At 52.5% G+C, this 19,510-nt stretch carries 25 protein-coding genes and 1 tRNA gene; 13 read left to right on the top strand and 13 right to left on the bottom strand.

What is annotated here, in order from left to right:
- Nucleotide 1 precedes the first annotated feature (1 nt).
- Nucleotides 2-295 (bottom strand): hypothetical protein, encoded by a 294-nt coding sequence (locus QXU72_04970; protein MEM0494608.1) that lies wholly within the window; start codon nt 293-295, stop codon nt 2-4.
- 83 nt (nt 296-378) lie between these two features.
- Nucleotides 379-1,311, bottom strand: a complete 933-nt coding sequence (locus QXU72_04965) for a DUF87 domain-containing protein (protein MEM0494607.1) — start codon at nt 1,309-1,311, stop codon at nt 379-381.
- Nucleotides 1,312-1,362: 51 nt separating this feature from the next.
- On the opposite strand from QXU72_04965, the gene QXU72_04960 reads away from it, so the two are divergent.
- From QXU72_04960 to QXU72_04950, 3 genes are all read left to right on the top strand, one after another.
- Nucleotides 1,363-1,806 carry a hypothetical protein gene (locus tag QXU72_04960; GenBank protein MEM0494606.1) on the top strand — a complete coding sequence of 148 codons (444 nt, stop codon included), beginning with the start codon at nt 1,363-1,365 and terminating at the stop codon, nt 1,804-1,806.
- 61 nt (nt 1,807-1,867) lie between these two features.
- Entirely contained in the window at nt 1,868-4,807 is a 2,940-nt protein-coding gene (gene leuS, locus QXU72_04955) for a leucine--tRNA ligase (protein MEM0494605.1), read from the top strand.
- Between the two features lie 123 nt (nt 4,808-4,930).
- Nucleotides 4,931-5,038, top strand: a tRNA-Arg gene (locus tag QXU72_04950).
- A 150-nt stretch (nt 5,039-5,188) separates the two neighbouring features.
- Here QXU72_04950 and QXU72_04945 read toward each other — a convergent pair.
- Nucleotides 5,189-5,461 carry an elongation factor 1-beta gene (locus tag QXU72_04945; protein ID MEM0494604.1) on the bottom strand — a complete coding sequence of 91 codons (273 nt, stop codon included), beginning with the start codon at nt 5,459-5,461 and terminating at the stop codon, nt 5,189-5,191.
- A 16-nt stretch (nt 5,462-5,477) separates the two neighbouring features.
- Nucleotides 5,478-5,663: a zinc finger domain-containing protein gene (locus QXU72_04940; GenBank protein MEM0494603.1), complete on the bottom strand. Its 186-nt coding sequence runs from the start codon at nt 5,661-5,663 to the stop codon at nt 5,478-5,480.
- 151 nt (nt 5,664-5,814) lie between these two features.
- Here QXU72_04940 and rrp4 point away from each other — a divergent pair, with 151 nt between their 5' ends.
- The 4 genes from rrp4 to QXU72_04920 are packed head-to-tail and all read left to right on the top strand — an operon-like array spanning nt 5,815 to nt 8,412.
- Nucleotides 5,815-6,501 carry an exosome complex RNA-binding protein Rrp4 gene (gene rrp4 / locus QXU72_04935; GenBank protein ID MEM0494602.1) on the top strand — a complete coding sequence of 229 codons (687 nt, stop codon included), beginning with the start codon at nt 5,815-5,817 and terminating at the stop codon, nt 6,499-6,501.
- The gene (gene rrp41 / locus QXU72_04930; GenBank protein ID MEM0494601.1) at nt 6,498-7,235 is read left to right on the top strand and encodes an exosome complex exonuclease Rrp41; all 738 of its coding nucleotides are present in this window, start codon (nt 6,498-6,500) and stop codon (nt 7,233-7,235) included. The genes rrp4 and rrp41 overlap by 4 nt, the downstream gene beginning before the upstream one ends.
- Nucleotide 7,236: 1 nt before the next feature.
- Nucleotides 7,237-8,049: an exosome complex protein Rrp42 gene (gene rrp42 / locus QXU72_04925; GenBank protein MEM0494600.1), complete on the top strand. Its 813-nt coding sequence runs from the start codon at nt 7,237-7,239 to the stop codon at nt 8,047-8,049.
- Between the two features lie 54 nt (nt 8,050-8,103).
- A complete protein-coding gene (locus QXU72_04920) occupies nt 8,104-8,412 on the top strand; it encodes a 50S ribosomal protein L37ae (GenBank protein ID MEM0494599.1) in 309 nt (102 codons plus the stop codon).
- On the opposite strand, the gene rsmA is transcribed toward QXU72_04920, so the two are convergent.
- On the bottom strand, nt 8,375-9,208 hold the full coding sequence (gene rsmA / locus QXU72_04915; GenBank protein MEM0494598.1) for a 16S rRNA (adenine(1518)-N(6)/adenine(1519)-N(6))-dimethyltransferase RsmA: 834 nt from the start codon (nt 9,206-9,208) through the stop codon (nt 8,375-8,377). The two genes, QXU72_04920 and rsmA, sit on opposite strands and share 38 nt — an antisense overlap.
- Before the next feature lie 87 nt (nt 9,209-9,295).
- Here rsmA and QXU72_04910 point away from each other — a divergent pair, with 87 nt between their 5' ends.
- Nucleotides 9,296-9,610, top strand: a complete 315-nt coding sequence (locus QXU72_04910; GenBank protein ID MEM0494597.1) for an AbrB/MazE/SpoVT family DNA-binding domain-containing protein — start codon at nt 9,296-9,298, stop codon at nt 9,608-9,610.
- Between the two features lie 89 nt (nt 9,611-9,699).
- On the opposite strand, the gene QXU72_04905 is transcribed toward QXU72_04910, so the two are convergent.
- Nucleotides 9,700-10,113: a hypothetical protein gene (locus QXU72_04905; GenBank protein MEM0494596.1), complete on the bottom strand. Its 414-nt coding sequence runs from the start codon at nt 10,111-10,113 to the stop codon at nt 9,700-9,702.
- Nucleotides 10,114-10,183: 70 nt separating this feature from the next.
- Nucleotides 10,184-10,759, bottom strand: coding sequence for a tRNA-intron lyase (gene endA / locus QXU72_04900; GenBank protein MEM0494595.1), 576 nt, complete (start codon nt 10,757-10,759; stop codon nt 10,184-10,186).
- Between the two features lie 59 nt (nt 10,760-10,818).
- Here endA and QXU72_04895 point away from each other — a divergent pair, with 59 nt between their 5' ends.
- From QXU72_04895 to QXU72_04885, 3 genes are all read left to right on the top strand, one after another.
- Complete coding sequence (locus QXU72_04895; GenBank protein MEM0494594.1) at nt 10,819-11,493, top strand: phosphoribosyltransferase; 675 nt, start codon at nt 10,819-10,821, stop codon at nt 11,491-11,493.
- Nucleotides 11,490-12,449 (top strand): MBL fold metallo-hydrolase, encoded by a 960-nt coding sequence (locus tag QXU72_04890; protein MEM0494593.1) that lies wholly within the window; start codon nt 11,490-11,492, stop codon nt 12,447-12,449. Before QXU72_04895 ends, QXU72_04890 begins: the two co-directional genes overlap by 4 nt.
- A gap of 103 nt (nt 12,450-12,552) precedes the next feature.
- Complete coding sequence (locus QXU72_04885) at nt 12,553-13,350, top strand: S-methyl-5'-thioadenosine phosphorylase (protein MEM0494592.1); 798 nt, start codon at nt 12,553-12,555, stop codon at nt 13,348-13,350.
- Between the two features lie 290 nt (nt 13,351-13,640).
- Here the strand turns inward: QXU72_04885 and QXU72_04880 are convergent, their stop codons facing one another.
- The 6 genes from QXU72_04880 to QXU72_04855 form a co-directional block, all read right to left on the bottom strand.
- Nucleotides 13,641-14,039 (bottom strand): translation initiation factor IF-5A, encoded by a 399-nt coding sequence (locus QXU72_04880; GenBank protein MEM0494591.1) that lies wholly within the window; start codon nt 14,037-14,039, stop codon nt 13,641-13,643.
- Nucleotides 14,040-14,116: 77 nt separating this feature from the next.
- Nucleotides 14,117-15,475: a serine--tRNA ligase gene (gene serS / locus QXU72_04875; GenBank protein MEM0494590.1), complete on the bottom strand. Its 1,359-nt coding sequence runs from the start codon at nt 15,473-15,475 to the stop codon at nt 14,117-14,119.
- Between the two features lie 48 nt (nt 15,476-15,523).
- Nucleotides 15,524-16,663, bottom strand: coding sequence for a DNA primase small subunit PriS (locus QXU72_04870; protein ID MEM0494589.1), 1,140 nt, complete (start codon nt 16,661-16,663; stop codon nt 15,524-15,526).
- 6 nt (nt 16,664-16,669) lie between these two features.
- Nucleotides 16,670-17,734, bottom strand: a complete 1,065-nt coding sequence (locus QXU72_04865) for a DNA primase large subunit PriL (protein MEM0494588.1) — start codon at nt 17,732-17,734, stop codon at nt 16,670-16,672.
- Nucleotides 17,731-18,474 carry a proliferating cell nuclear antigen (pcna) gene (gene pcn, locus QXU72_04860; protein ID MEM0494587.1) on the bottom strand — a complete coding sequence of 248 codons (744 nt, stop codon included), beginning with the start codon at nt 18,472-18,474 and terminating at the stop codon, nt 17,731-17,733. Before pcn ends, QXU72_04865 begins: the two co-directional genes overlap by 4 nt.
- A gap of 79 nt (nt 18,475-18,553) precedes the next feature.
- Entirely contained in the window at nt 18,554-18,913 is a 360-nt protein-coding gene (locus QXU72_04855) for a transcription factor S (protein MEM0494586.1), read from the bottom strand.
- 84 nt (nt 18,914-18,997) lie between these two features.
- Between QXU72_04855 and QXU72_04850 the strand changes: the two genes are divergently transcribed.
- Entirely contained in the window at nt 18,998-19,285 is a 288-nt protein-coding gene (locus QXU72_04850; protein ID MEM0494585.1) for a 50S ribosomal protein L44e, read from the top strand.
- Nucleotide 19,286: 1 nt separating this feature from the next.
- Nucleotides 19,287-19,487 (top strand): 30S ribosomal protein S27e, encoded by a 201-nt coding sequence (locus QXU72_04845; protein MEM0494584.1) that lies wholly within the window; start codon nt 19,287-19,289, stop codon nt 19,485-19,487.
- Nucleotides 19,488-19,510: the final 23 nt, after the last annotated feature.

Raw genomic sequence — 19,510 nt, 5'->3', positions numbered from 1 at the left:
TTCACACCCTTCTCGAGCGCACAGTAGCGATCGTGTTATCTGCTACTCCGAGGATTTTAAGCTGATCGTCGTTGCACCAAACCTCGTGAGGTGGCACATCGTCTCGCGGAGAAGCTTGGAAGAAGTGGTGTTTTTTCCCAGCGATCACGACTTCTATCTCACTTGATATACCTAGCTCTGCCATCGTTTTAGGGTTCATCAGGGCTTTCCCCTCCGGTACCTCGCTCTTCCTCCGAATTCTTAGTCTCCTCTCGCGCCTGGACTGTGTAGACATAGGCCCACCTGTAGCGGACATCAGGAAGAAGCGGCTTGGCAACAAGTTAAAAGTTACGCTCGATGCTTATTCATGTACGATCATAAGCTACCCCGAGAAGGGTTTCAGCTCTTAGCCTTGCGCACTCTTACTTCGCGTAGACTGCAGCCCGTTTTCACCACGAGGGCCGTCCCTCTTCTCTGAAGCTTCCCCAGCCTCCCTTGATCGACGCGGCAGCCCAGCCGCTCTAGCTCTATCTCACTCGGCTGATGCATTATAATCGCTGCGCAGTTGCGCGTAGACCTCTCGCTGATGTCGTCGACACGCTGCGAGACGGCGATCACGAGCTCCCCGAACTTTCTTAACTCGAGAAACAAGCGTTCGCCGATGCTGGGAGGCTCCCAGCGCGCTCTAGGCAGAAGCACGTTCCAAGCTTCCTCAAGAACCGTCACGTGAACGATTCTCTTGCTCTCTCCCCGCCTGCATGCGTGATCGTAAAGGTGCTTCATGATTATGAGGGCGAGAAAGCTTCGATAGCGAGGAGGGAGAACCGACAAGTTGACGGTGACCACCTCCTCGAAGAGGAATTCGGGACTTTCTACCCCATTTAAAACTTCCCCTAGCAAACCTTCGCTTAAAATTGCTAATCGGCGGAGAACAGCCTGCTTAATCTCGTAGGTTCTCCAGTCGTTGGCGGGCTCTTCTTCTACCGCTTCGACAAGCTTCTTCAAAGTTATGCCTGAACCTAGTTTTCTCACGCTTCGTAGAATTATGTACCACTGTGGTTCCGTGAGCTGGAAAAGAGTGCCTAGCACGTCTACGATGAACTCTGGGTCGCTGTTATCTGAGAACATACTGAAACGCAAGTTAATGCCTGGTGTGAGCACGCGCCCGAGATTGTACTCGCCATGGTAGTCGAGTACGAGTACAGGCAGCTTGCTCGAAATTTCTTCCAAAATTACCTTGACAGTGTTCGTTTTACCGGAGCCTGTTGGTCCGGTAACGAGGAGATGTCCCTCTAGTTCGATCGCGCTGAAAAGGCTTAACCTTACCTTCATCCGGAAGAGTTTGAGCTGACCTTAATATCGCGGTGAAGGTTGCAAGTTTCTGTGGTCGAGTACGTCGTTGATGCTTTCCTTAAGGTGAAGCCTGAGGAAGTATCTCCAGAGAATATATTGGCTGAGGGGCCTAACTACTACCTTGCGATAGAGTGGAAGGGGGTTATCCTTAAGGCGCGCAAGCTCTGTGTCGTGGGCTTCGTGGGTGAGATAAGAGTGAGAGGGAGGTTCACCGACGTTCTAGTGAAGAGCGGTGAGCCATATGTTACTGTGCGAATCTGGGAGGAGAGGAGTAGGATTCTTGAGCAAACTCGGGTAGCGGAGGGCGCCCCAGTGAAGGTCATGGGTGTTCTCAGAGTTTTTCGAGAAAATCCCTACATAACACCGGTAATCTTAAGGAAGGTAGACTCAAGGTACTTAGAGTACTTTCACCGGCGAATGGTAGAGGAGAGGGATAGTATCGCTAGCTACGTGAGAAAGCTATCAGGAGAGTGATACTCGAAGAAAAGTGGAGCTGCGCGAAAGCTTTATTCTATGCTCTAGTTCTGTGCTGCAGGTGACGCTTATTGCTACCAGCAGGCAAAGGCTCTTTCCGCCTTTAGATGAGGAGAAGAGAAACTTCCTCGTCGAGATAGAGAGAAAGTGGCAGAGGATCTGGCAGGAGAAAAAGGTTTTCGAAGCAGATCCTGATCCAAGCAGGCCTAAGTACTTCGTAACTTTCCCTTACCCGTACATCAACGCATACCCTCACCTGGGAACAGCATACACTGTACTTAGGGTTGACATACTCGCTAGGTACAAGAGGATGCGTGGGTACAACGTTCTCTTCCCCCAAGGCTGGCACGCGACAGGCGGGCCTATAGTTGCTGCTGCGCTGCGCGTTCGGGAAGGAGATAGGAAGCAGATCGAGATTCTGAAGTCGATGGGTATTCCAGAATCCGAGATCAAAAAATTCGAGAAGCCCGAGTACTGGGTGGAATTCTTTCGAGGAGGATTCAAGGAGGATTTCCAGCGCTACGGCTTGTCAATAGATTGGAGAAGAGAATTCTTCACCACTTACCTTAATCCTCCCTACACTAAGTTCATACAGTGGCAATACTCGCGGCTGCGAAAGCTAGGTCTCGTAACCCGTGGAACACACCCGGTTGTCTGGTGCCCTAAAGAGGGTAAGGTGGTGGGGGACCATGATCGCCCTGACGAGTACGCGGGTATAGGACCGGAGGAAGTCATCATCATCAAGTTCCGTGGTGAAGACGGCTACGTGTACCCTTGTCTCACCTACCGCCCAGAGACCGTCTACGGCGCTGTCAACGTGTGGGTCAACCCGGAGGCCACCTACACGGTAGCTGAAGTCGACGGAGAAGTCTGGATTTTAGGGAACTACGCTATCGAGGAGTTAAGGAGTCAGGGCCATAGAGTTGAGGTGAGAGGAGCTGTTAAGGGGCGAGAGCTAGTCGGGCATTTCGCAGTTAACCCCGTCACTAAGTGGCGTGTTCCCGTGCTTCCAGCCGAGTTCGTTGACCCTGAAGCGGGTACAGGGGTCGTGATGTCGGTGCCGGCCCATGCCCCCTTCGACTACGTAGCTATAGAAGATCTGAGAAAAGACCCCAACATCCTTGCGAGGTACGATTTGGATCCCGGAATCCTCGAAATACTCAAGCCGATCAGCCTTATAGAGCTCGAAGGCTACGGGGAAGTGCCCGCAGAGACTGTAGTAAGGAGGATGCGCATCGCATCTCAGCTAGAGAGGGATAAGCTAGAGGAAGCTACTCGCGAGCTCTACGCTAAAGAATACTACACGGGCACTTTGAAGAAGGATATCTACGGCGAGAGGTGGGGCGGGAGGAAGGTGTTCGAAGTAAAGGAAGAAATCGTGGACTTCCTCGTGAAGCTAGGATACGCTTTAACGCACTTCACCCTCCCTAGGCCGGTGTACTGCAGATGCGGAACAAGGACCCATGTGAAAGTGGTTCACGATCAATGGTTTCTCCGGTACAGTGATCCTGCGTGGAAGCAGCGTGCACATTCATGCGTGGAGAGAATGTCTATAATCCCTGAGGAGCTGAAGAAAGAATTCCATAAAATCATTGACTGGTACAAGGATTGGGCTTGCGCGCACGAGGGAGAGCTCGGCTCACCCTTACCGTGGGACCCGAAATGGACTCTCGAGTCGCTTAGCGACTCAACAATATACATGGCGTACTACACGATCTCTAAGTACCTCCAGCATCCGGAGAAGTGGGGGATAGACTGGGATAAGCTTAACGAGAGCTTCTTCGACTACATCTTCCTAGGCTCAGGAGACCCCCGCGAAGTCTCCGCGAAGGTAGGAGTCGACCCAGCTCTTCTGCAGAGAATGCGCGAGGAGTTTCTCTACTGGTACCCGGTAGATATGAGAGTTTCCGGTAAAGATCTGATGCCCAACCATCTTGTATTCTTTATACTGCACCACGTAGCCATCTTTCCAGAAGAGCTCTGGCCTCGTGGAATCTGCATTAATGGTTGGATAAACGTCGCGGGAGAAAAGATGGCGAAATCCAAGGGTAATTTCATCCTGCTGAGGGAAGCGCTCTCGTGGTGGGGTGCTGATGCGACACGTTTCGCGGAGGCATACGCTGGAAACAGCGGCCTTGATGACGGTAACTTTGAACCGGAAGTGGCGTCAAAGGCCGTGGAGCTTCTGTACGACTGGTACAAATTCGCCACTTCCAACTATGGAAGTGGGGATGATACTGAGAGGTTCATAGATAGGTGGTTTACCAGTGTGCTCTTCAGAACCCTTGAAAAAGTTGAAAAAGAGTACGAGTTTCTTAACACAAAAAACGTCATCGTTGAGGGCTTCTTCAATCTTCAGAACGCGTACAAGTGGTACATTAGGAGGAGAGGTGGAGTAGCAAACAGGGAGCTGCTTAAGAAGTTTATAGAAATCCAGACCCTGATTCTGGCCCCAATAACGCCTCACATCGCTGAGGAGATCTGGGAGAGGCTCGGGAAACCCAACTTCGCCTCTCTCGAGAAATGGCCTGAAGTCAGGAGAGATCTTGTCAACGAGGAGCTGGAGAGAGCGGAGGAGATAGTAAAGAAGGTGGCGGCCGATCTTGAGGAAGTTCTGAGAGTTTCAAAGAAGAGTAGAGAGAGCGTTACCGTCACTTTAGTACTACCTTCGCGTTGGAAGTACGACTACCTCAAAAGTGTTGCGAACGCGGCTGCTGCTTCCGGTAACCTTCCCTCAGCGGCGAGAGAGGCTCTAAGAGCTCTGCCACCGGAGCTACGCAGCAAGGCGTCAAGACTTATCGAGATCATTGCAAAGAACCCTGGCTTGCTCGACTTTCTGGTTTCGCCAGAGTTGGAGGGAGAGGCCCTGAAGGATGCTGAAAAATTCCTTGAGGAGACCTTGGGCTGCTCGATAGAGATTGTGCACGAAGACGAAGTCGCCGATAAGTATCCGAAGGCTGCTCTTGCTCTGCCGGCCCGTCCTGCAATTATCGTTTCTTAGCTTTTGCGCTGCACTAGAGGCTAAGATAAGCCTCTAATACCTGTTTGTGAAGCAACGTACCCGGGCGATGACTTGAGCGTTGACTCCCGAGGGGTGTGGAGAAGGAGGTGGAAGGAGCCCCAAGGGCCCGTGGCGCAGAATGGAAGCGCGGTGACCTTTGGAGAGGCCGCAAGCCTCCGGACCGTGGAGGAAAGCCACAGGTCCCGGGTTCAAGTCCCGGCGGGCCCGCCACAAAGAGAGATATTTCCGCGCGCTCCTAAGGTTATCTGCGATCAAGGTGAGAGAACGGGCCTGCTAAATGGCCGTTATCGTCTTCTAGATAGAGAGTTGCAGCCCAAATCATCGAGCAGGTATAGCTCCCAGCGTCCGCTGACTGAGCTTTCACCCGGCTCTTGTTACCCGAAGGACGTCAACCTGACCCACGCCTTTGACGCTCATCAGAGCTTGCTCTAGCTCCTCTGTTCCTCCCTCTATATTCTCTGGCATTAAGACTAAGAGGAGCAGCGCTTCTATGCCGAATGCGATCGGCTCAGCTCTATGCTCGATGACCTTAAACTTGCTAGGAAGCAGCTCTACGATGGACTTGTATAGTTCCTCGGCCTTTATCTCCGCATCTTCCGGAAGTACTCTCACGAGTGCAGCTACCTGGCTCATGCTCCCACCTCGCGGTTTAAGGACCTCTGAAGCCGCACTTAGGACATACATAAGGGTTGCTTAGCTTCCTGCATTTTTCGCATCTCCATATCTGCACCTCACCGCACTGAGGGCAGCGAAAGCTCACTGCGTGCTCGTAAGGGGAGATTAGTTTACCGCACGACGTGCACTTCGGTAAGGCTCGTTCCAGCTGAATTGACATACTGGCAGCTTCTCCACGTGGTGATAAAAAGCTTTGCCCGCTTCGTTGACTGTGCCGCTTGTTCTTGCATCGCCACCTTTAAGGGTCTTACTCGTGGGTGAGAGAAGCAGTCTGCTTAAATAATCCCAGCCGGTTCATGGCTTCGACACTGATGAGTGGCGAGAAGCGCATAGTAGTGCCAGGGGATCTAGTTCAGGATAGAGCTAAGGCGAGAGTCGAGGGAGCGGTCTATAAAGTGAATTCGCAGATTAGGTCGAAGGTTCTAGGAGTAGTTCTCAGCGATGATGGCGGTAAAACCTTGAAGGTGGTTCCGCTGAAGGGCAAATACATACCCTCGGAGGGAGACCTTGTCATCGGTAAGATCGTCGAGGTTGGTTTCACCAGCTGGACTGTTGACATTAACTCACCTTATCTTGCGGTATTACCGGTCTCGGAAGTCACCTCCAAGCCCGTTACGATACCTCGCTCGGATCTTTCCAAGATACTCGATGAAGGTGACTTGATTCTCGCTAGAGTTGTTTCTTTTGACAAATCAAAAGAACCCGTATTGACGATAAAGGAGTCGAGGCTAGGTAAAATCGAGCGAGGTATTGTCGTCGAGATATCTCCTAACAAGGTTCCTCGAGTTATCGGTAAGAAGGGATCGATGGTTAAACTTCTCGAGGAACTTCTCGAAGTGAACATAATCGTAGGTCAGAATGGGAGGGTGCTCGTCGTGGGGAGAAACGAGAAGAGAGAAGAGCTGGCAGCAATAGTGATAAAAAAGATAGAGGCAGAAGCTCACACGGAGGGGCTTACCTCGAAAGTAAGAGAGTATATCAAGGCGAGGCTCACATGATTAAGCGAGCTGCACAGGTGAAACTAATAGACGAGCAGGGTAGGCGCGTAGATGGTAGGTTGCCAGATGAGATGCGCCCCCTGAGGATAGAGGTCGGTAAGTTGAAGAGCGCTGACGGTTCGGCGTACGTTGAGCTGGGTAATAACAAAGTAATTGCTGCTGTTTACGGACCCAGGGAAGTGGTACCGCGCCACGAAGTAATTCCTGATAGAGCTCTCCTGCGTTGTAGGTACGCGATGCTTCCCTTCTCCGTGGCTGAGAGGAAAAGCCCGCAGCCAACTCGCAGAGAGATTGAAATATCAAAGGTCGTTAGGGAGGCGTTAGTACCAGCAGTATTCCTGGAGGAGTACCCTCGCACCGCAATCGACGTCTACATCAACGTTCTTGAGGCCGACGGAGGTACGAGGACTGCTAGCATAATTGCCGCTGCTACAGCGCTTGCCGATGCGGGAATCGCTATGAGAGACCTCGTAGCAGCGGTCGCCATCGGTAAGATAGGCAATTTGCTCGTAGTGGATATTAACGGTGTAGAAGACCAGTACGGGGATGGAGACATGCCTATCGCCATGATGCCGAGGTATGGTGAAATCACTTTAATTCAGGCTGATGGAGTTTTCACTAAGGAAGAGGTAAAGCGTGCGTTAGAGCTCGCCTCGAAGCACATAGATGAGATACACAGGCTTCAGATAAAAGCGCTAAAAGAAACTTACGCGAAAATCGAAGAAGGTGAGTAGAGTGGCTGAGCAGAGGATTGTCCGAACAGTAATCCCGCTGCTTCGGAGGGATCTAATTCTCGCGTCCTTAAAGCGTGGAGAGCGGCTAGATGGGAGAGGGCTCCAGGACGTGCGGCAATTTACAGTTCGAACAAATTACGTCTCCAAGGCCGAGGGGTCAGCGCTCGTAGAGTTGGGTAAAACGAAAGTAATTGCCGGCGTTAAAACCTCCTTAGTAAACCCGTTCATGGACACGCCCGACCAGGGGGTGCTCATTGTTAACGCCGAGCTGTCACCGCTGGCCTCACCGTTTTTCGAGGCGGGCCCTCCTGGCGAGGAGGATATCGAACTGGCCAGGGTTATAGATCGAGGTTTGCGGAGCGCGCCAGCTATCGATTTTGGGAAGCTCGCTATAATTCCGGGAGTGAAAGTATGGGGTATTTACGTCGACATATACCCTCTCGACTACGACGGGAACCTGATAGACGCTTCCGGTATCGCGGCGATGGCTGCGTTGCTGACAGCTAAACTGCCGAAAGTGAAGGTGGAGGATAACAGGGTCTCACTCCTCGAGGAGTACGAAAGAATGCCCATCGTCAGAAGAGTGGCTTACGTATCCATCGTGAAAATTGGGAATCACCTCGTCGTTGACCCAACGCTGGAGGAAGAGTTTGTATCGGATGCGAGAATAACCTTCGCCATCACCGAGGATGGGAATATCTGCGCAATCCAGAAAGGCGGTGCGGGCTCATTCACGGTGAAGGAGCTATTGGACGCACAGGAAACAGCTTTTCAGGCTGCTGAACGGATTTTCAGCGTCCTTCGCTCTCTATAGAGAGTAGGAAAACAATCCTTTTAAAGCCGGGGCATAGTAGGCGGAGGGAGTAAAATGGGAAAGCACACAAGGATAGTGGGGCCAGCTGGCCGTTTTGGAGCCCGCTACGGCGCCACGCTTAGGAAGAAGGTAGCCTACATCGAGAGGAAAATGAAAGCCAAGCACCGATGCCCTAGATGCGAGTCTCTAGGCACTGTTCGCAGGGTTAGTGTGGGGATCTGGTCCTGCAAGAAGTGCGGATACACTTTTGCAGGTGGAGCCTACATTCCTCGCACCGAGCTCGGGCGCACGCTCATCCCCGAGGAGCTTAAGGCTCTGAAAGCATCTAAAGAGAGTGGAGCTCGAGGAAGCCCTCGCGAGTGATTCTCAGGAGCTGGCTCGGCGTCAGCTCGTAAACACGCAGGTCCTGGCTTACCCCGCACCGGGATAGCAGTTTCCGTATCTCCTCGTCGCTAAGGTTGAAAGCTTCTTTCAAAGCCCCCGGTACTTTCCTCTTTCTTAACGAGAAGAGCCGCCGCGTAAGCAGCTCTACATCCGCGATCTCCTTTTCGGTCAAGCTGTGCTTCGGCGTTAGGCGCAAAACGAGTGTCGCCACCTCAGGCCTCGGTATGAACGCGCGTGGTGGGATCTTGAAAAGTTTCACGATGTCGAAGCACAGCTGAGCTATCACGCTTAATCTCCCATAGCTGCTTTCCCCAGGCTTGGCGAGGAGCCGAAGCCCCACTTCGTTCTGCACCCCCAGCACTGCGTAGAGCAGCCCTTCATCTCTGCAGAGCTTGACCACTAGCCGTGAAGAGATGTTAAAGGGAGTGTTCGAAACCACGATGTGTGCGCGCTTGCTAATCTCGAAGCGCATAGCATCAGCTTTAATGATGTCGACGTTGGCGATCCCCCTGCTCTCCACTTCGTTTTTAAGAATGCCTGCGAGTGTTTCGTCTAGCTCGCTGCAAAAAAGATAGCTTGCTCGATGAGCTAGAGGTATCGTAAGACTACCGAGGCCGCAGCCTATTTCGTAAACTACTCCGCATTGATCTACTGCGTTCACGAACCTTTCAACGGCTCTCTCATCCACGAGGAAGTGCTGGCCGAGCTTACGCGAGGGTTTCAGCCCGTACTGCTTAATCAACCTCGTCACATACACCCTGATGCTCTCTTTCATGCTTTCTACCAACCCGTGTCATTCACCGTGGCTGCTGCAACCCTGGGGGAAATTCTTTTTTATTTGCAGTATATATCCCCTAAAGGCATGGGGGGAGGTGGTCGCCGGGGGGCTCGCGGGCTAAACATAGATTCTCTACCTTACTCTATACGCCTGTACTCGAATAATCAAGTACTGATACCGGCTAGGCTTGTTAGAAAACTCGGGCTCCAGGACCTCAAGTTCGCAGTCGTGAAGATACGAGTCGAGGGGAACGAGCACGTTCTCCGCGTGCGCCTGCTGAGAACGAGGTACACTGATTCAAGGCAGTTTACAATACCCAAAGAGCTTCGGGAGAAGTACAAGCTGAAGGCGGGAGCCATCATAGATGTTATCGATGTAGCTCCGCTGGAAACGCAGTGAGTAGCTGCGGTGCCTCGCGAGTCGACCTCGGCGGACCCTCGTAGGGTCGAGAGGTATGAGGGGGGTATGAACACCGGCGCGCGGGACCATCATACTACCATCCTCACTTCCTCGCGCTTCTCCGCAGGCCCTGTCAGTGAAGCGACCACCAGCAGCGCGCCCATAATAAAGCTGAAAAGCTCCGATACTGCTGAGGATAGCACCTGCAGCAGCTGAAGCTTCTCTCCCGGTTGGTAGATCGGAGACATGTACCTCAACCCCTCCTTAACACCCCTAGCATAGGAGAGTGTTTTCTCGTAGTTCACTAGGAAGTCTGCAGCGATTTTTCTCACGTTAGCATCTGCGAGGTTTGCTACGACATCGTTCTGCGCAACGGAGAGAAGAACCTCCAGAGTCTTCATAGCTAGGTCGATTGCCTCATCGTAGTTTCCACGATCGATGGAGAGGCTAATATCCTGCATGTACCTCTTCATGACCTCGCTGAGCTCCTGCACGCTGACCATTCAACCTTCTCGCATGCTTAAAGCATCACCCGCTTTTTTGGCTTACTATTTCAAACCTTCTCTTTTCTGCTCAGAAAAGCCATTTGAAAACGAAGTACCTGATTTTGTCTTCACGAGGGTCGCGGTAAGCCAGCAGCAACTTTTTCTTAACAGAGTGGGAAAGCCTACCCGCTCTCACTATCTCGAGGGGGTCCAAGCGGCTAGCGTAATCTAGAACGTGGACTAGAAAAGGAGCGTGGTCGATTCCCGGGCCAAACTTGTACACCGCAAAGGTAGTCCCAAACTTCAGCCCGGACTTCACTACATAACCGCGCTCGCGGAGATCCTTGTACACGGCATATGCGTCGAAGAAGTTTTCGTAGTGGGAGGAGGCGGTCGCGGCTAGCTCTTCCCTAGTTATAGGCCTCCCCTCCGCATTACGCACTTCCAGTACACCTTTCTCCATGAGGTATAGAGCGTCGAAGTAGGAGAGCTCCAGCTCCTTCTTCACGTCTGGCAACTTCGGCTTCGGAATAGTATAGAATCTGCCGAAGAAACCTCGCTTAAAGTAAAGCTCGTTAGCTTTCTCTACGTCTAGAACCACCACCCTGCTACCTAGCAGGATCGCCTCGATTTTTCTTTCCCGGTCGGCGGCTTCTGCACTCATGGATGATCGCAGGTCAGAGAAGCATCAGAGTTAAATATCCACTTTGGACTGCGTTTCCTGTGCCCAAAGTTAACACCAAGCTCGTCAGCTGGGAGGAAGTCGTTACCTGGGTAAGGAAGCTCGCTGATGCTATCCAAGCTTCTGGCTTCAAGCCTGATGTCGTAGTGGCAGTAGCCAGAGGCGGATACGTGCCGGCGAGGCTCCTCTGCGACTTCCTTGATGTCCACGATCTTGTCAGCCTTCAGATCCTTCACTGGGGAAGGGCGGCGGAGATAACGGCTGAGGCTCATGTGAAGTACCCGTACACCTTAGATCTTTCGGGTAAGCGCGTGCTTATCGTCGACGATATTGTCGATACAGGAGATTCTGTAATCGTGGCTAGGGAGTTCGTGCTAAGGAACTGGCGCCCCCTCGAGGTGCGCGTAGCTGCCATGCAGTGGATCTCCCCGGTGGCTAAGATAAAGCCGGACTACTTCGTCGAGGAGGTTAGGGAGTGGGTGTGGTACCAGTACCCGTGGACGCGAGCAGAGGACACGACGAACTTCTTTGAGAAGATAATTCGCGAAATGGTCAAAGAGGGGAAAACCAGCTGGACTAGGGAGGAGCTCATCAAGGCTTTCCGAGAGTGGTATGGCATCGATGTGGGGAGCGCGTACTACGAGATAGCGCTAAGCAGGCTGGAGATGGCCGGTCTCCTTAAAAAGGAGGGTACGACATACAAGGTTTCTGCATGATAACTATCAAAGTTCAGGGAGGCGTTCACATCGAAGGGGGAGGAAGGTACATCCTTGCCGACCCCAGGAGCAGACCGCCGAAGCTACCGAATGTTGTGCTGCTTAGCCACGCTCACAGAGATCATTACTCCCCTTCCGTGATCAAGTTTCTCAGGAAGATTCCGATAGTTATGAGTAGAGCTACACGCCGCCTTGTCGATCCTCACGGCAAGCTTGCCAACGTAGTAGAGGTAGAACCCGGCGGTGAAGTTGAAGTCGCTGGTTTGAACATTCGGGCATACGAGGCAGGGCACATAATCGGCAGCTTGCAGTTTTCGTTCGAGCTGCAGAGTAAGGCGATAACCTACACGGGCGATTTTAACTCTGAGAGGCGAGTTATTCTTCGTCCAGCCGAAATTGTGAAGAGTGATATTCTAGTAATTGATGCCACCTACGGCAACCCTTCCTTCAGCTTCCCTGAGCGTGCCGAGCTCTACGGCCGGCTGGTTAGAGCGGTGAGAGAGGAGGTAGAGTCGGGGGGCAGGGTGCTCATCAAGGGTAGGCGGTTGGGAGTCGCGCAGGAAATCACTGCTCTCATCAGCTTTTCGCTGCGAACACCCCCGGTAGTTGAGGAGAGGATAGCACGGTACAACAGATTTTATGAGGAATCGGGAGAGTTCATCGGAAGCTACATTTCATCTTCCTCGCTCGGGGGTAATGGCGGCATAGCTATCGCGGGTTTGAGCTCGCAGGCGCGAGGCTTCAGCAAGTCGATTATCTGCACGGGCTGGGCTGTTCGAAGGGGTATACCACTCTCGAGTCATGTCGGCTACGCGAGGATATTAGACTATGTTTTGAGGAGCGGCGCATCCGTCGTCATCCCCTTCGTAGGTTACAGGAAAGCTTTCGCCGAGCGTCTGAAGTCGGAGTATGGTATAGAGTCGAGCTGGGCCGATAAACTGGTGATTGCAACGTAATGGCGTAGCATTTCATGAAGCCGGAGGCCTGGTTAACGTTCTTGATATTGCTTTTTATGCATGGCGGAGTAAGAGCTTTAAGTGTAGGAAAATTTCTCACGTGATGAAAAAACAGGAGAGAGTTCTGATCGGCATCATAGGGGGGAGCGGCCTCTACTCCCCTGATTTCATAGAGAACTCCAGAGAGGAGAAGGTGTACACACCCTTCGGGGCCCCCTCAGCCCACGTCGTAGTTGGCGAGGTTCGCGGAGTTAAGGTAGCGTTCTTGCCTAGGCATGGTAAGCGGCACGAGATTCCGCCTCACAGGGTTAATTACCGCGCTAACATATGGGCCATGAAGGAGCTGGGAGTTGAGAGGCTAATATCTGTCTCAGCTGTGGGAAGCCTTCGAGAGGATTATAGGCCGGGAGATTTCGTCTGCACAGACCAGTTCATCGATATGACCAAGAAGCGGGAGTACACGTTCTACGAGGGCCCTGTTGTGGCCCATGTTTCCATGGCAGATCCCTTCTGCCCTGAACTAAGGAGACTCTGCGTCAACTCGGCGCAGAAGCTCGGCATACCGATACACGAGAAGGGAACCTACGTGTGCATTGAAGGCCCTAGGTTCTCTACACGCGCGGAATCGAGGCTTTGGAGGCAGTTTGGCGCTGACATAATCGGTATGACTCTAGTTCCCGAAGTCAACTTGGCACGCGAAGCACGGATGTGTTTCGTGAACATAGCGATGGTTACAGACTACGACGTTTGGGCGGAGAAACCCGTAACCGCTCATGAGGTAGCCAGAGTCATGGCGGAGAACACCGAGAAGGTCAAGAGGTTGCTCCTGGAGCTGATTCCTCAAATACCCGAGCAGAGAAGCTGCAGCTGCCACAAGTACCTTGATGAGGCGCTGCTCTAGATTGTGCCGGGTCGAGCCCTTTTTATCCAGGACGATATTGTTTTCCTCGCATCCCCCTGATCCTCTGTGCTCGGGGTTTCTTCTCTGAATGCTCGTCCGGGAACAGAGGTTTCTATGTGAGGATTCCAGACTGGCAGTTCGAAAAGGAAATCAGCACTCAAGATCGCGTTCATCCCCCGTAGGGGTCGTGGCCTGCCTGGCTCATCACTCCAGCTAACAGATGGGGGTGAGCTATATAGGTGCTTTCCGGCAAAAATTCCTCTTATCCGGTACTTGATTGCCGGAGTGATTTATCCCCTTACGCGCTGGATTTTATAGCGTCCCATGATCTCCCAGACTTCTACCTCTACTCCTTCACCGAGCTTTCCTCGTATTTCCTCCTCTGTTGGCATGGGTATCTCGAATGTCGCGTAATCTTCTAAGCTCATTAGCTGCACTGAGTCGCCCATCAGCGATACAACCTGGGCGTTGAACTTCCTGATCACGGGTACATCCACCTTCGCGTCTGTCGGTACGACGATGCTTCTCTTCACCCCGTCGAAGAAGCCTATCCCGACGATCCGCGCTTTAGCTGATCCGTGCTTACCGGTTTTGCTCTTCTCTACTTCGACTACTCTGCAGGGCTCTCCGTCGATGACTATGAAAGATCCAACCTTGACGTTACCCGCTTCCTCTGGGCGTGTGGACATGCTAACTACCCTGTGCTCCGCGTCAACGCTGCAATATATTGATTCTCTTCCGAGTTCACAGACCAGCGTGGAAATACTTACTCGAAGGCAAAGACTCTAAGCTTGTGTTCAACGTGGTCGAGGTACTTTCTCAGAACCCTAGGTAGAATGACCCGCCCGTCTTCCCGCTGGTTATTCTCTACGATTGCGGTGATCGTCCTCTGAATGGCTAGAGCGGTGCTATTCAGCGTGTGCACATAACCTTTGCTGGGAGCACCGCGCGTCTCGGCATAGCGTATGTTCAGCCTGTAGCTTTGCCAATCAGTGCAGTTGCTGCACGAAACCATTTCCCTGAATTTGCCCTGTGCGGGCATCCAAGCCTCTATGTCGTACTTCTTCGCGGCGACGACTCCAAGGTCTCCAGAAGCAATGTTGACTACCCTGTAAGGTAGACCTAAACCCTGCCACAGCTCTTCAGCGTTGCGTATGAGCCGCTCGTGCCACTCCCACGACGTGTCGGGGTGGGCGAACACGAACTGCTCTACTTTGCTGAAGTGGTGAACCCTGAATATCCCTTTGGTGTCCTTCCCGTGGGCACCGGCCTCCTTTCTGAAGCTCTGGCTCACGCCAGCATACAGGATCGGCAGCTCTCCCTCAGAAATTACTTCGCCGGCGTGCAACGCGGCAAGGGGGTGCTCCGCGGTACCTATCAGGTAGAGGTCCTCGCCCTCGATCTTGTAGATCATATCTCGAAAGTCTTCAAAGCTGACCACGCCAGCCAATACCTCTTCACGTAGCATCAGAGGGGGAACTACCAAGCGGAAGCCTTTCTCTGCGAGGAACTCCAAAGCGTATGCGATAAGGGCTAGCTCTAACCAGACTAAGTCGTCCATCATGTAGTAGAAGCGTGCACCAGCTACTTCTCCAGCTTTAGTGACGTTTGTCAACCCTCTACTCTCGAGGAAATCCGCGTGAATTACCGGGGTCCAGTCTATCAGCTCGTAGCTCATCTCGCACCCTTTACCCTTGGTTTCTTGAAGGAAGCTTTCCTCGAAAGCTCTGGGAACGCGCGCCCTTCCCCAACACCTCACGACAACATTGAAGCTCTCGTCAGGACCCACCGGGACGCTTTCATGGATGACGTTAGGTATCCTCCTCAGGAGCTTTTCACGTTCCTCTTCGAGAGTGGCGAGTTCCTGCTCCAGCGCCTTCACCGCTTCGCTCAGTCTCCTCGCTTCAGCCACAAGCTTCGCTCTCTCCTCTGTGCCTGCAGAGCGTATAGCATTCGATACGACGTTTAGCTTATGCTTCGTCTCCTCGTATTCTCTCTTCTTTTTTCTCCACTCGATATCCAGCTTTAAAGCTTCATCCACGAGGTTCTCGTCCATGAATCGCGCTCGCATATTCCAGCGGAGCTTTTCCGGGTCGTTACGCAGGTAGTAGAGTATTGACCACATACTATCCGCTGACCTCTCAATGGCACTCGGAAGAAATTATGTTTTTACTCAGCCTGGTCTCCAATCGAGTATCTCCGCCCCACCGTTCGCGTGAAGGTACACCGCTAAATAGAAAGGTACCCTGATTACTTCCCCATCTTCCTCCAGCTCGTAGAAGAGAACCCTCTTAGGCCTCTTAGGCATCCTCACCCTCGTTTCTTCTTGGCTGAAAACTATAGCCTTGCCGAGTAGATCTTCCGCCGTGAATGCTTCGAGCTCACCAACCGAAAACTCTACCACCCGAAGGCCTGTTTTACCGTGAAGCGTCCAGGGAAGCCTAATCAACCTCCTAGTATCTATTGTCACCTTCTCGTCTATCTTAACACCTAGCTCGTCTACAGCTCTGGAGATGAGCTCTTTCCACGCGCCCAGCGGCAGTTCGAGTGGAGTGCCGCCCCTCGAGGAAGGGTCTTCTGCGAGTATAAGCGCAACGTACTTCGCTATTCTGCCAGGCCAGCCCGGAGCATCTACACCGTACCTTAAGGAGTACTTGCCGCTTCTTGTCCGCTTGAGTAGAGTTTCGGGATCTAACCCTAAACCTCTCACGTAGTCGCTCAGCTCCCTTCTAACATCTTGCTCGAGCGGTAGGACGTCTTCGCTCTCAACATGTAAGTGAAAACCTCGATGACCTGAGAAGTACACGCGCATCTCCTTTCTGTTTATGCCAAAATCTAGCTCTAGGAAGTCTAAAAGTTTCAGGATCTCTTCTCTGGCAGCATTTATGCATAGGTTACATACCCAGTTACTTCTCTCCAGCTTTTCGCTGCCGCATGCAGGACATTTCAGGGGCGCTCCCCTTCCTTCAGCACCGCAGTCTAGACACTTCCAGCTGTCGTGTAAATCCTTGCAGGGCGTATACACGTGATCGATATCGATGTCGAAAACCACCTCGGCGCCTCTCCACCCTTTCTCCGACATGTCCGGGACCGAAGGGTGCTCGTAGAGCGCAGTAGAGTAGTACGCATGCCTCGGAACACGCTCCCGAAGGAACCTGTTAAGCTCTTCACCGCTCGAGAAAGCCAGGTGTCTCAGCATGCTCTGGGAGTCGAAAAACTGAAAACCGAACTCTCTAGACTCTACCATTGGAGGAGGAGGAATGCTCGTCCTTCTGTAGTAGCTCTTGAACAAGCTCTCCAAAGCTCGCGCCACAGGAGATCACCAAAGCTCCCTGCTAGAAGGCACCCTACCGCGTGCAGCACGGTAGAAGTACTGAAGGGGGTGAGATACTTTTTCGCATTCCCACCTGCAGAGGCCCAAGGATCTCATGTTATCACACTTGTAAGGTGAGTACTTCACTCTGGAACCCCGCAACCCTGCGATGTGCTCCACCTGGTACCTGGCGATATCTTCGCGAAAGTCTGGTGAGGAGCGGAAAAGATCCAAGACTTCATCTACCGAAAGACCTATGCTGATGAGGAAGCTTGCAAGCGCGAATCTCGCGCTATGGGACAGGTTCTCTCCCGATGACTGCTTTCGAAGCAGCTCCCGCATGCAAGGAGGTAGCATGCCCTCCTTTTTCTCCGAGTAAACCGTCCTCGCGATAGCCCTAAGGTCGTGCTGCCTTGAAGACCATGCTGCTGATATTTCCTCTACGGCTTTGTAAACGTTCTCAGGCAAACTGGTGGGAACGTTCACGTCTCTCACCAGCGAAACCACGTACTTTCTTACTCCCGTCTCGAGCAACCTCGCCAGCTCCTGCCAGCTGATGAAAACGTATCCACGGTCGACAAGCCTGTTCACGAGCTTCCAGGGACCAACATACTCCGGCTGAGCTTGCACATAGTCGCTGAAGTGCACCATTACTCCTTCGCCAACTTGCCGAACCCTCCACCCTAGCAGGTGGTGAGCTATGTAGAAGAGCTTAGAAAAATTACCTTTCTCAACCTCCTGCTTAAGAAAGAGGTGAACGTTTTTAGAGTACGCGATAGCGAACTTCTCCGTTAACCTCTGGTCGCTAATGCCGGCAAGAATGAGTAAGGAAGCGTAAAAGGCGGCGATCTCGGCCCTGTAGTCTTCGTCCGGCAAAGGGTACGTGCTGCTCTCAATTACCCTTGCCAGCCTGTCCTTCGCCTTGCTTAGTATTATCGCTCCGAGGGAGGTACTCGAGAGATCTTCGAGAGTGAGTCCCAACTCTCTTAAGTGGTTGAGAGCCTCCGGGAGGAACGGGTATCTAGCATAATCCTCGCTGGATAGGATGACACGTAGTTGTTCGGACGTCATTCAACCCTCGGCGCGAGAAGATACTTCAGCACTCCTCCTCCTGCAACGTCGAAGGTGAGCTCAAGAGGCATGTTTGTCGCATACTTCAGCGCCACTACCTCGCTGACGCGGTAGGCTTTCGACACGATCTTGTCCAGAAACTCTATCGCATAGCTGGCCTCCGCGGGCTCCTTTACATCGATCTCGAGGAGGCTGCCCGTATCTATAGAAAACCTAGTCTCGACTTCGCCCTTGTCACTTCTCGCGATCATGTACAGCGAGTCATTCTCTGCCTTCAGGCGGACGGACTCGGAGACCAGCTCAGCATCCTTAAGAGCATCTCGAAGAGTATCGCTCAGCATCTTCACGGCTACCGTGAAGTTAAGCCTCGGTGTCGGAAGCTCCTGACCTGCTATATCGAGTAGAGGGAGCCTGAACCTTCTCTCCGCCTTTCCTGAAAGCACGACGGAGAGCCTATTCCCCGACACTTCTACGATAAGCCTGTCATCCGACTTAGCCCTCTTCATTATGTCGACAAAGTCGTCCAGGACGACACCTATCCGCGCCTCCGCCTCTGCTTTGTACTCTTCAAAGACGGACGGAGGTATGAACAGGTCCACCATTGCAACGCGGCCGGGGTCAAGCGCTCTCAGTCTTATTCCTTCAGGTCCAACGAGAAAATTAGCCTCATCGACTATCGTCGCCAACCCTTCAATAATGTACCTCCACTCTCGAGCCTCGGGGAACACGAACCTGACCACTTGAGGTCACCTCCACTACCTCGTAGCGACTCTAAATAAGGTTAATGTGTACCATATCTTGCGCTGCGCCTGGAGAATTTTAAGCGTACTCTCTGTAGACTTTCCTGCACTTCGTGCAGATATAGAACCTCGTCGCTGGTTCGTCCCCGGCTCTCGTCTGCACTTCGTAGGCGTACGCCTTGTCGTTACCGCAGCTCTCGCACTTGTAGGTGACTACGGGTAGAGTAGAGAAATCTAAATCGACAACTGCCACCTTGTCTAGAGGAGATCGCGCTATAGTCTCAGTAACCTTATAGCGAGGGTTAGACTTCTCACTCACGTAGCCGCACTCTTTACACTTGAGTACTTTCCTGCCGTTGACGGACGCGGGTAAGAGGAGGGAGCCGCAGACGGGGCAGAACTCCATGAGGAGTCCCTTCTCCTCGGGCTCTGAAAGCATCTATTTAAACGTTGCTATGCGAAAAGGAGGAAATGCTTAAATCCTGTCAATTAGCGGAGAGAGGGGACTCTCTAGGGGGTCAGAATGCAAGTGCCCAACTTGATCAGAACCTACTGCCCCAAGTGCCGAGCTCACACAGAGCATGAAGTATCGCTGTACAAGGCTGGGAAGAGAAGGACCCTGGCAGAAGGTCAGAGAAGATACCTGAGAAAGCAGAAAGGTTACGGCTCTAAGAGGAAGCCTGAGCAGAAAAGAACGGCTAAGGTTACCAAGAAGCAGGTATTGAAGCTCAAGTGCAAGGTTTGCGGTTACACCTACCACAGGAAGGGAATAAGGCTGAAGAAGCTAGAAATCGTTGAAAGGGTGAAGTAGGTTGCCGCGGCCCGGGAGAACGCTTGTTCCCCAGCCGAGAAGTCGTTTCATACGCATAAAATGCCCCGAGTGCGGAAATGTACAGGTCACGTTCAGCCACGCCTCCACAACCGTGCAGTGCTTTAAGTGCGGTAAAGTTCTCGTGGAGCCGAGCGGCGGCAAAGCTACCGTTATCGCTGAGGTGATAGAAGTTCTTAGGTAGCGAAGCTGAGGCTAAGGTGCAAG

It is taken from the genome of Thermofilum sp., from assembly GCA_038741495.1.
GTDB lineage: Archaea > Thermoproteota > Thermoprotei > Thermofilales > Thermofilaceae > Thermofilum.
This window is presented reverse-complemented; position numbering and strand designations above follow the sequence as displayed.

Coding starts and splice junctions, on each gene's coding strand:
- QXU72_04970 (MEM0494608.1), bottom strand. CDS start 295: ATGTCCGCTACAGGTGGGCCTATGTCTACACAGTCCAGGCGCGAGAGG.
- QXU72_04965 (MEM0494607.1), bottom strand. CDS start 1,311: ATGAAGGTAAGGTTAAGCCTTTTCAGCGCGATCGAACTAGAGGGACAT.
- QXU72_04945 (MEM0494604.1), bottom strand. CDS start 5,461: ATGAGCCAGGTAGCTGCACTCGTGAGAGTACTTCCGGAAGATGCGGAG.
- QXU72_04940 (MEM0494603.1), bottom strand. CDS start 5,663: ATGTCAATTCAGCTGGAACGAGCCTTACCGAAGTGCACGTCGTGCGGT.
- rrp4 (MEM0494602.1), top strand. CDS start 5,815: ATGAGTGGCGAGAAGCGCATAGTAGTGCCAGGGGATCTAGTTCAGGAT.
- rrp41 (MEM0494601.1), top strand. CDS start 6,498: ATGATTAAGCGAGCTGCACAGGTGAAACTAATAGACGAGCAGGGTAGG.
- QXU72_04920 (MEM0494599.1), top strand. CDS start 8,104: ATGGGAAAGCACACAAGGATAGTGGGGCCAGCTGGCCGTTTTGGAGCC.
- rsmA (MEM0494598.1), bottom strand. CDS start 9,208: ATGAAAGAGAGCATCAGGGTGTATGTGACGAGGTTGATTAAGCAGTAC.
- QXU72_04910 (MEM0494597.1), top strand. CDS start 9,296: ATGGGGGGAGGTGGTCGCCGGGGGGCTCGCGGGCTAAACATAGATTCT.
- QXU72_04905 (MEM0494596.1), bottom strand. CDS start 10,113: ATGGTCAGCGTGCAGGAGCTCAGCGAGGTCATGAAGAGGTACATGCAG.
- endA (MEM0494595.1), bottom strand. CDS start 10,759: ATGAGTGCAGAAGCCGCCGACCGGGAAAGAAAAATCGAGGCGATCCTG.
- QXU72_04890 (MEM0494593.1), top strand. CDS start 11,490: ATGATAACTATCAAAGTTCAGGGAGGCGTTCACATCGAAGGGGGAGGA.
- QXU72_04885 (MEM0494592.1), top strand. CDS start 12,553: ATGAAAAAACAGGAGAGAGTTCTGATCGGCATCATAGGGGGGAGCGGC.
- QXU72_04880 (MEM0494591.1), bottom strand. CDS start 14,039: ATGTCCACACGCCCAGAGGAAGCGGGTAACGTCAAGGTTGGATCTTTC.
- serS (MEM0494590.1), bottom strand. CDS start 15,475: ATGTGGTCAATACTCTACTACCTGCGTAACGACCCGGAAAAGCTCCGC.
- QXU72_04865 (MEM0494588.1), bottom strand. CDS start 17,734: ATGACGTCCGAACAACTACGTGTCATCCTATCCAGCGAGGATTATGCT.
- QXU72_04855 (MEM0494586.1), bottom strand. CDS start 18,913: ATGCTTTCAGAGCCCGAGGAGAAGGGACTCCTCATGGAGTTCTGCCCC.
- QXU72_04850 (MEM0494585.1), top strand. CDS start 18,998: ATGCAAGTGCCCAACTTGATCAGAACCTACTGCCCCAAGTGCCGAGCT.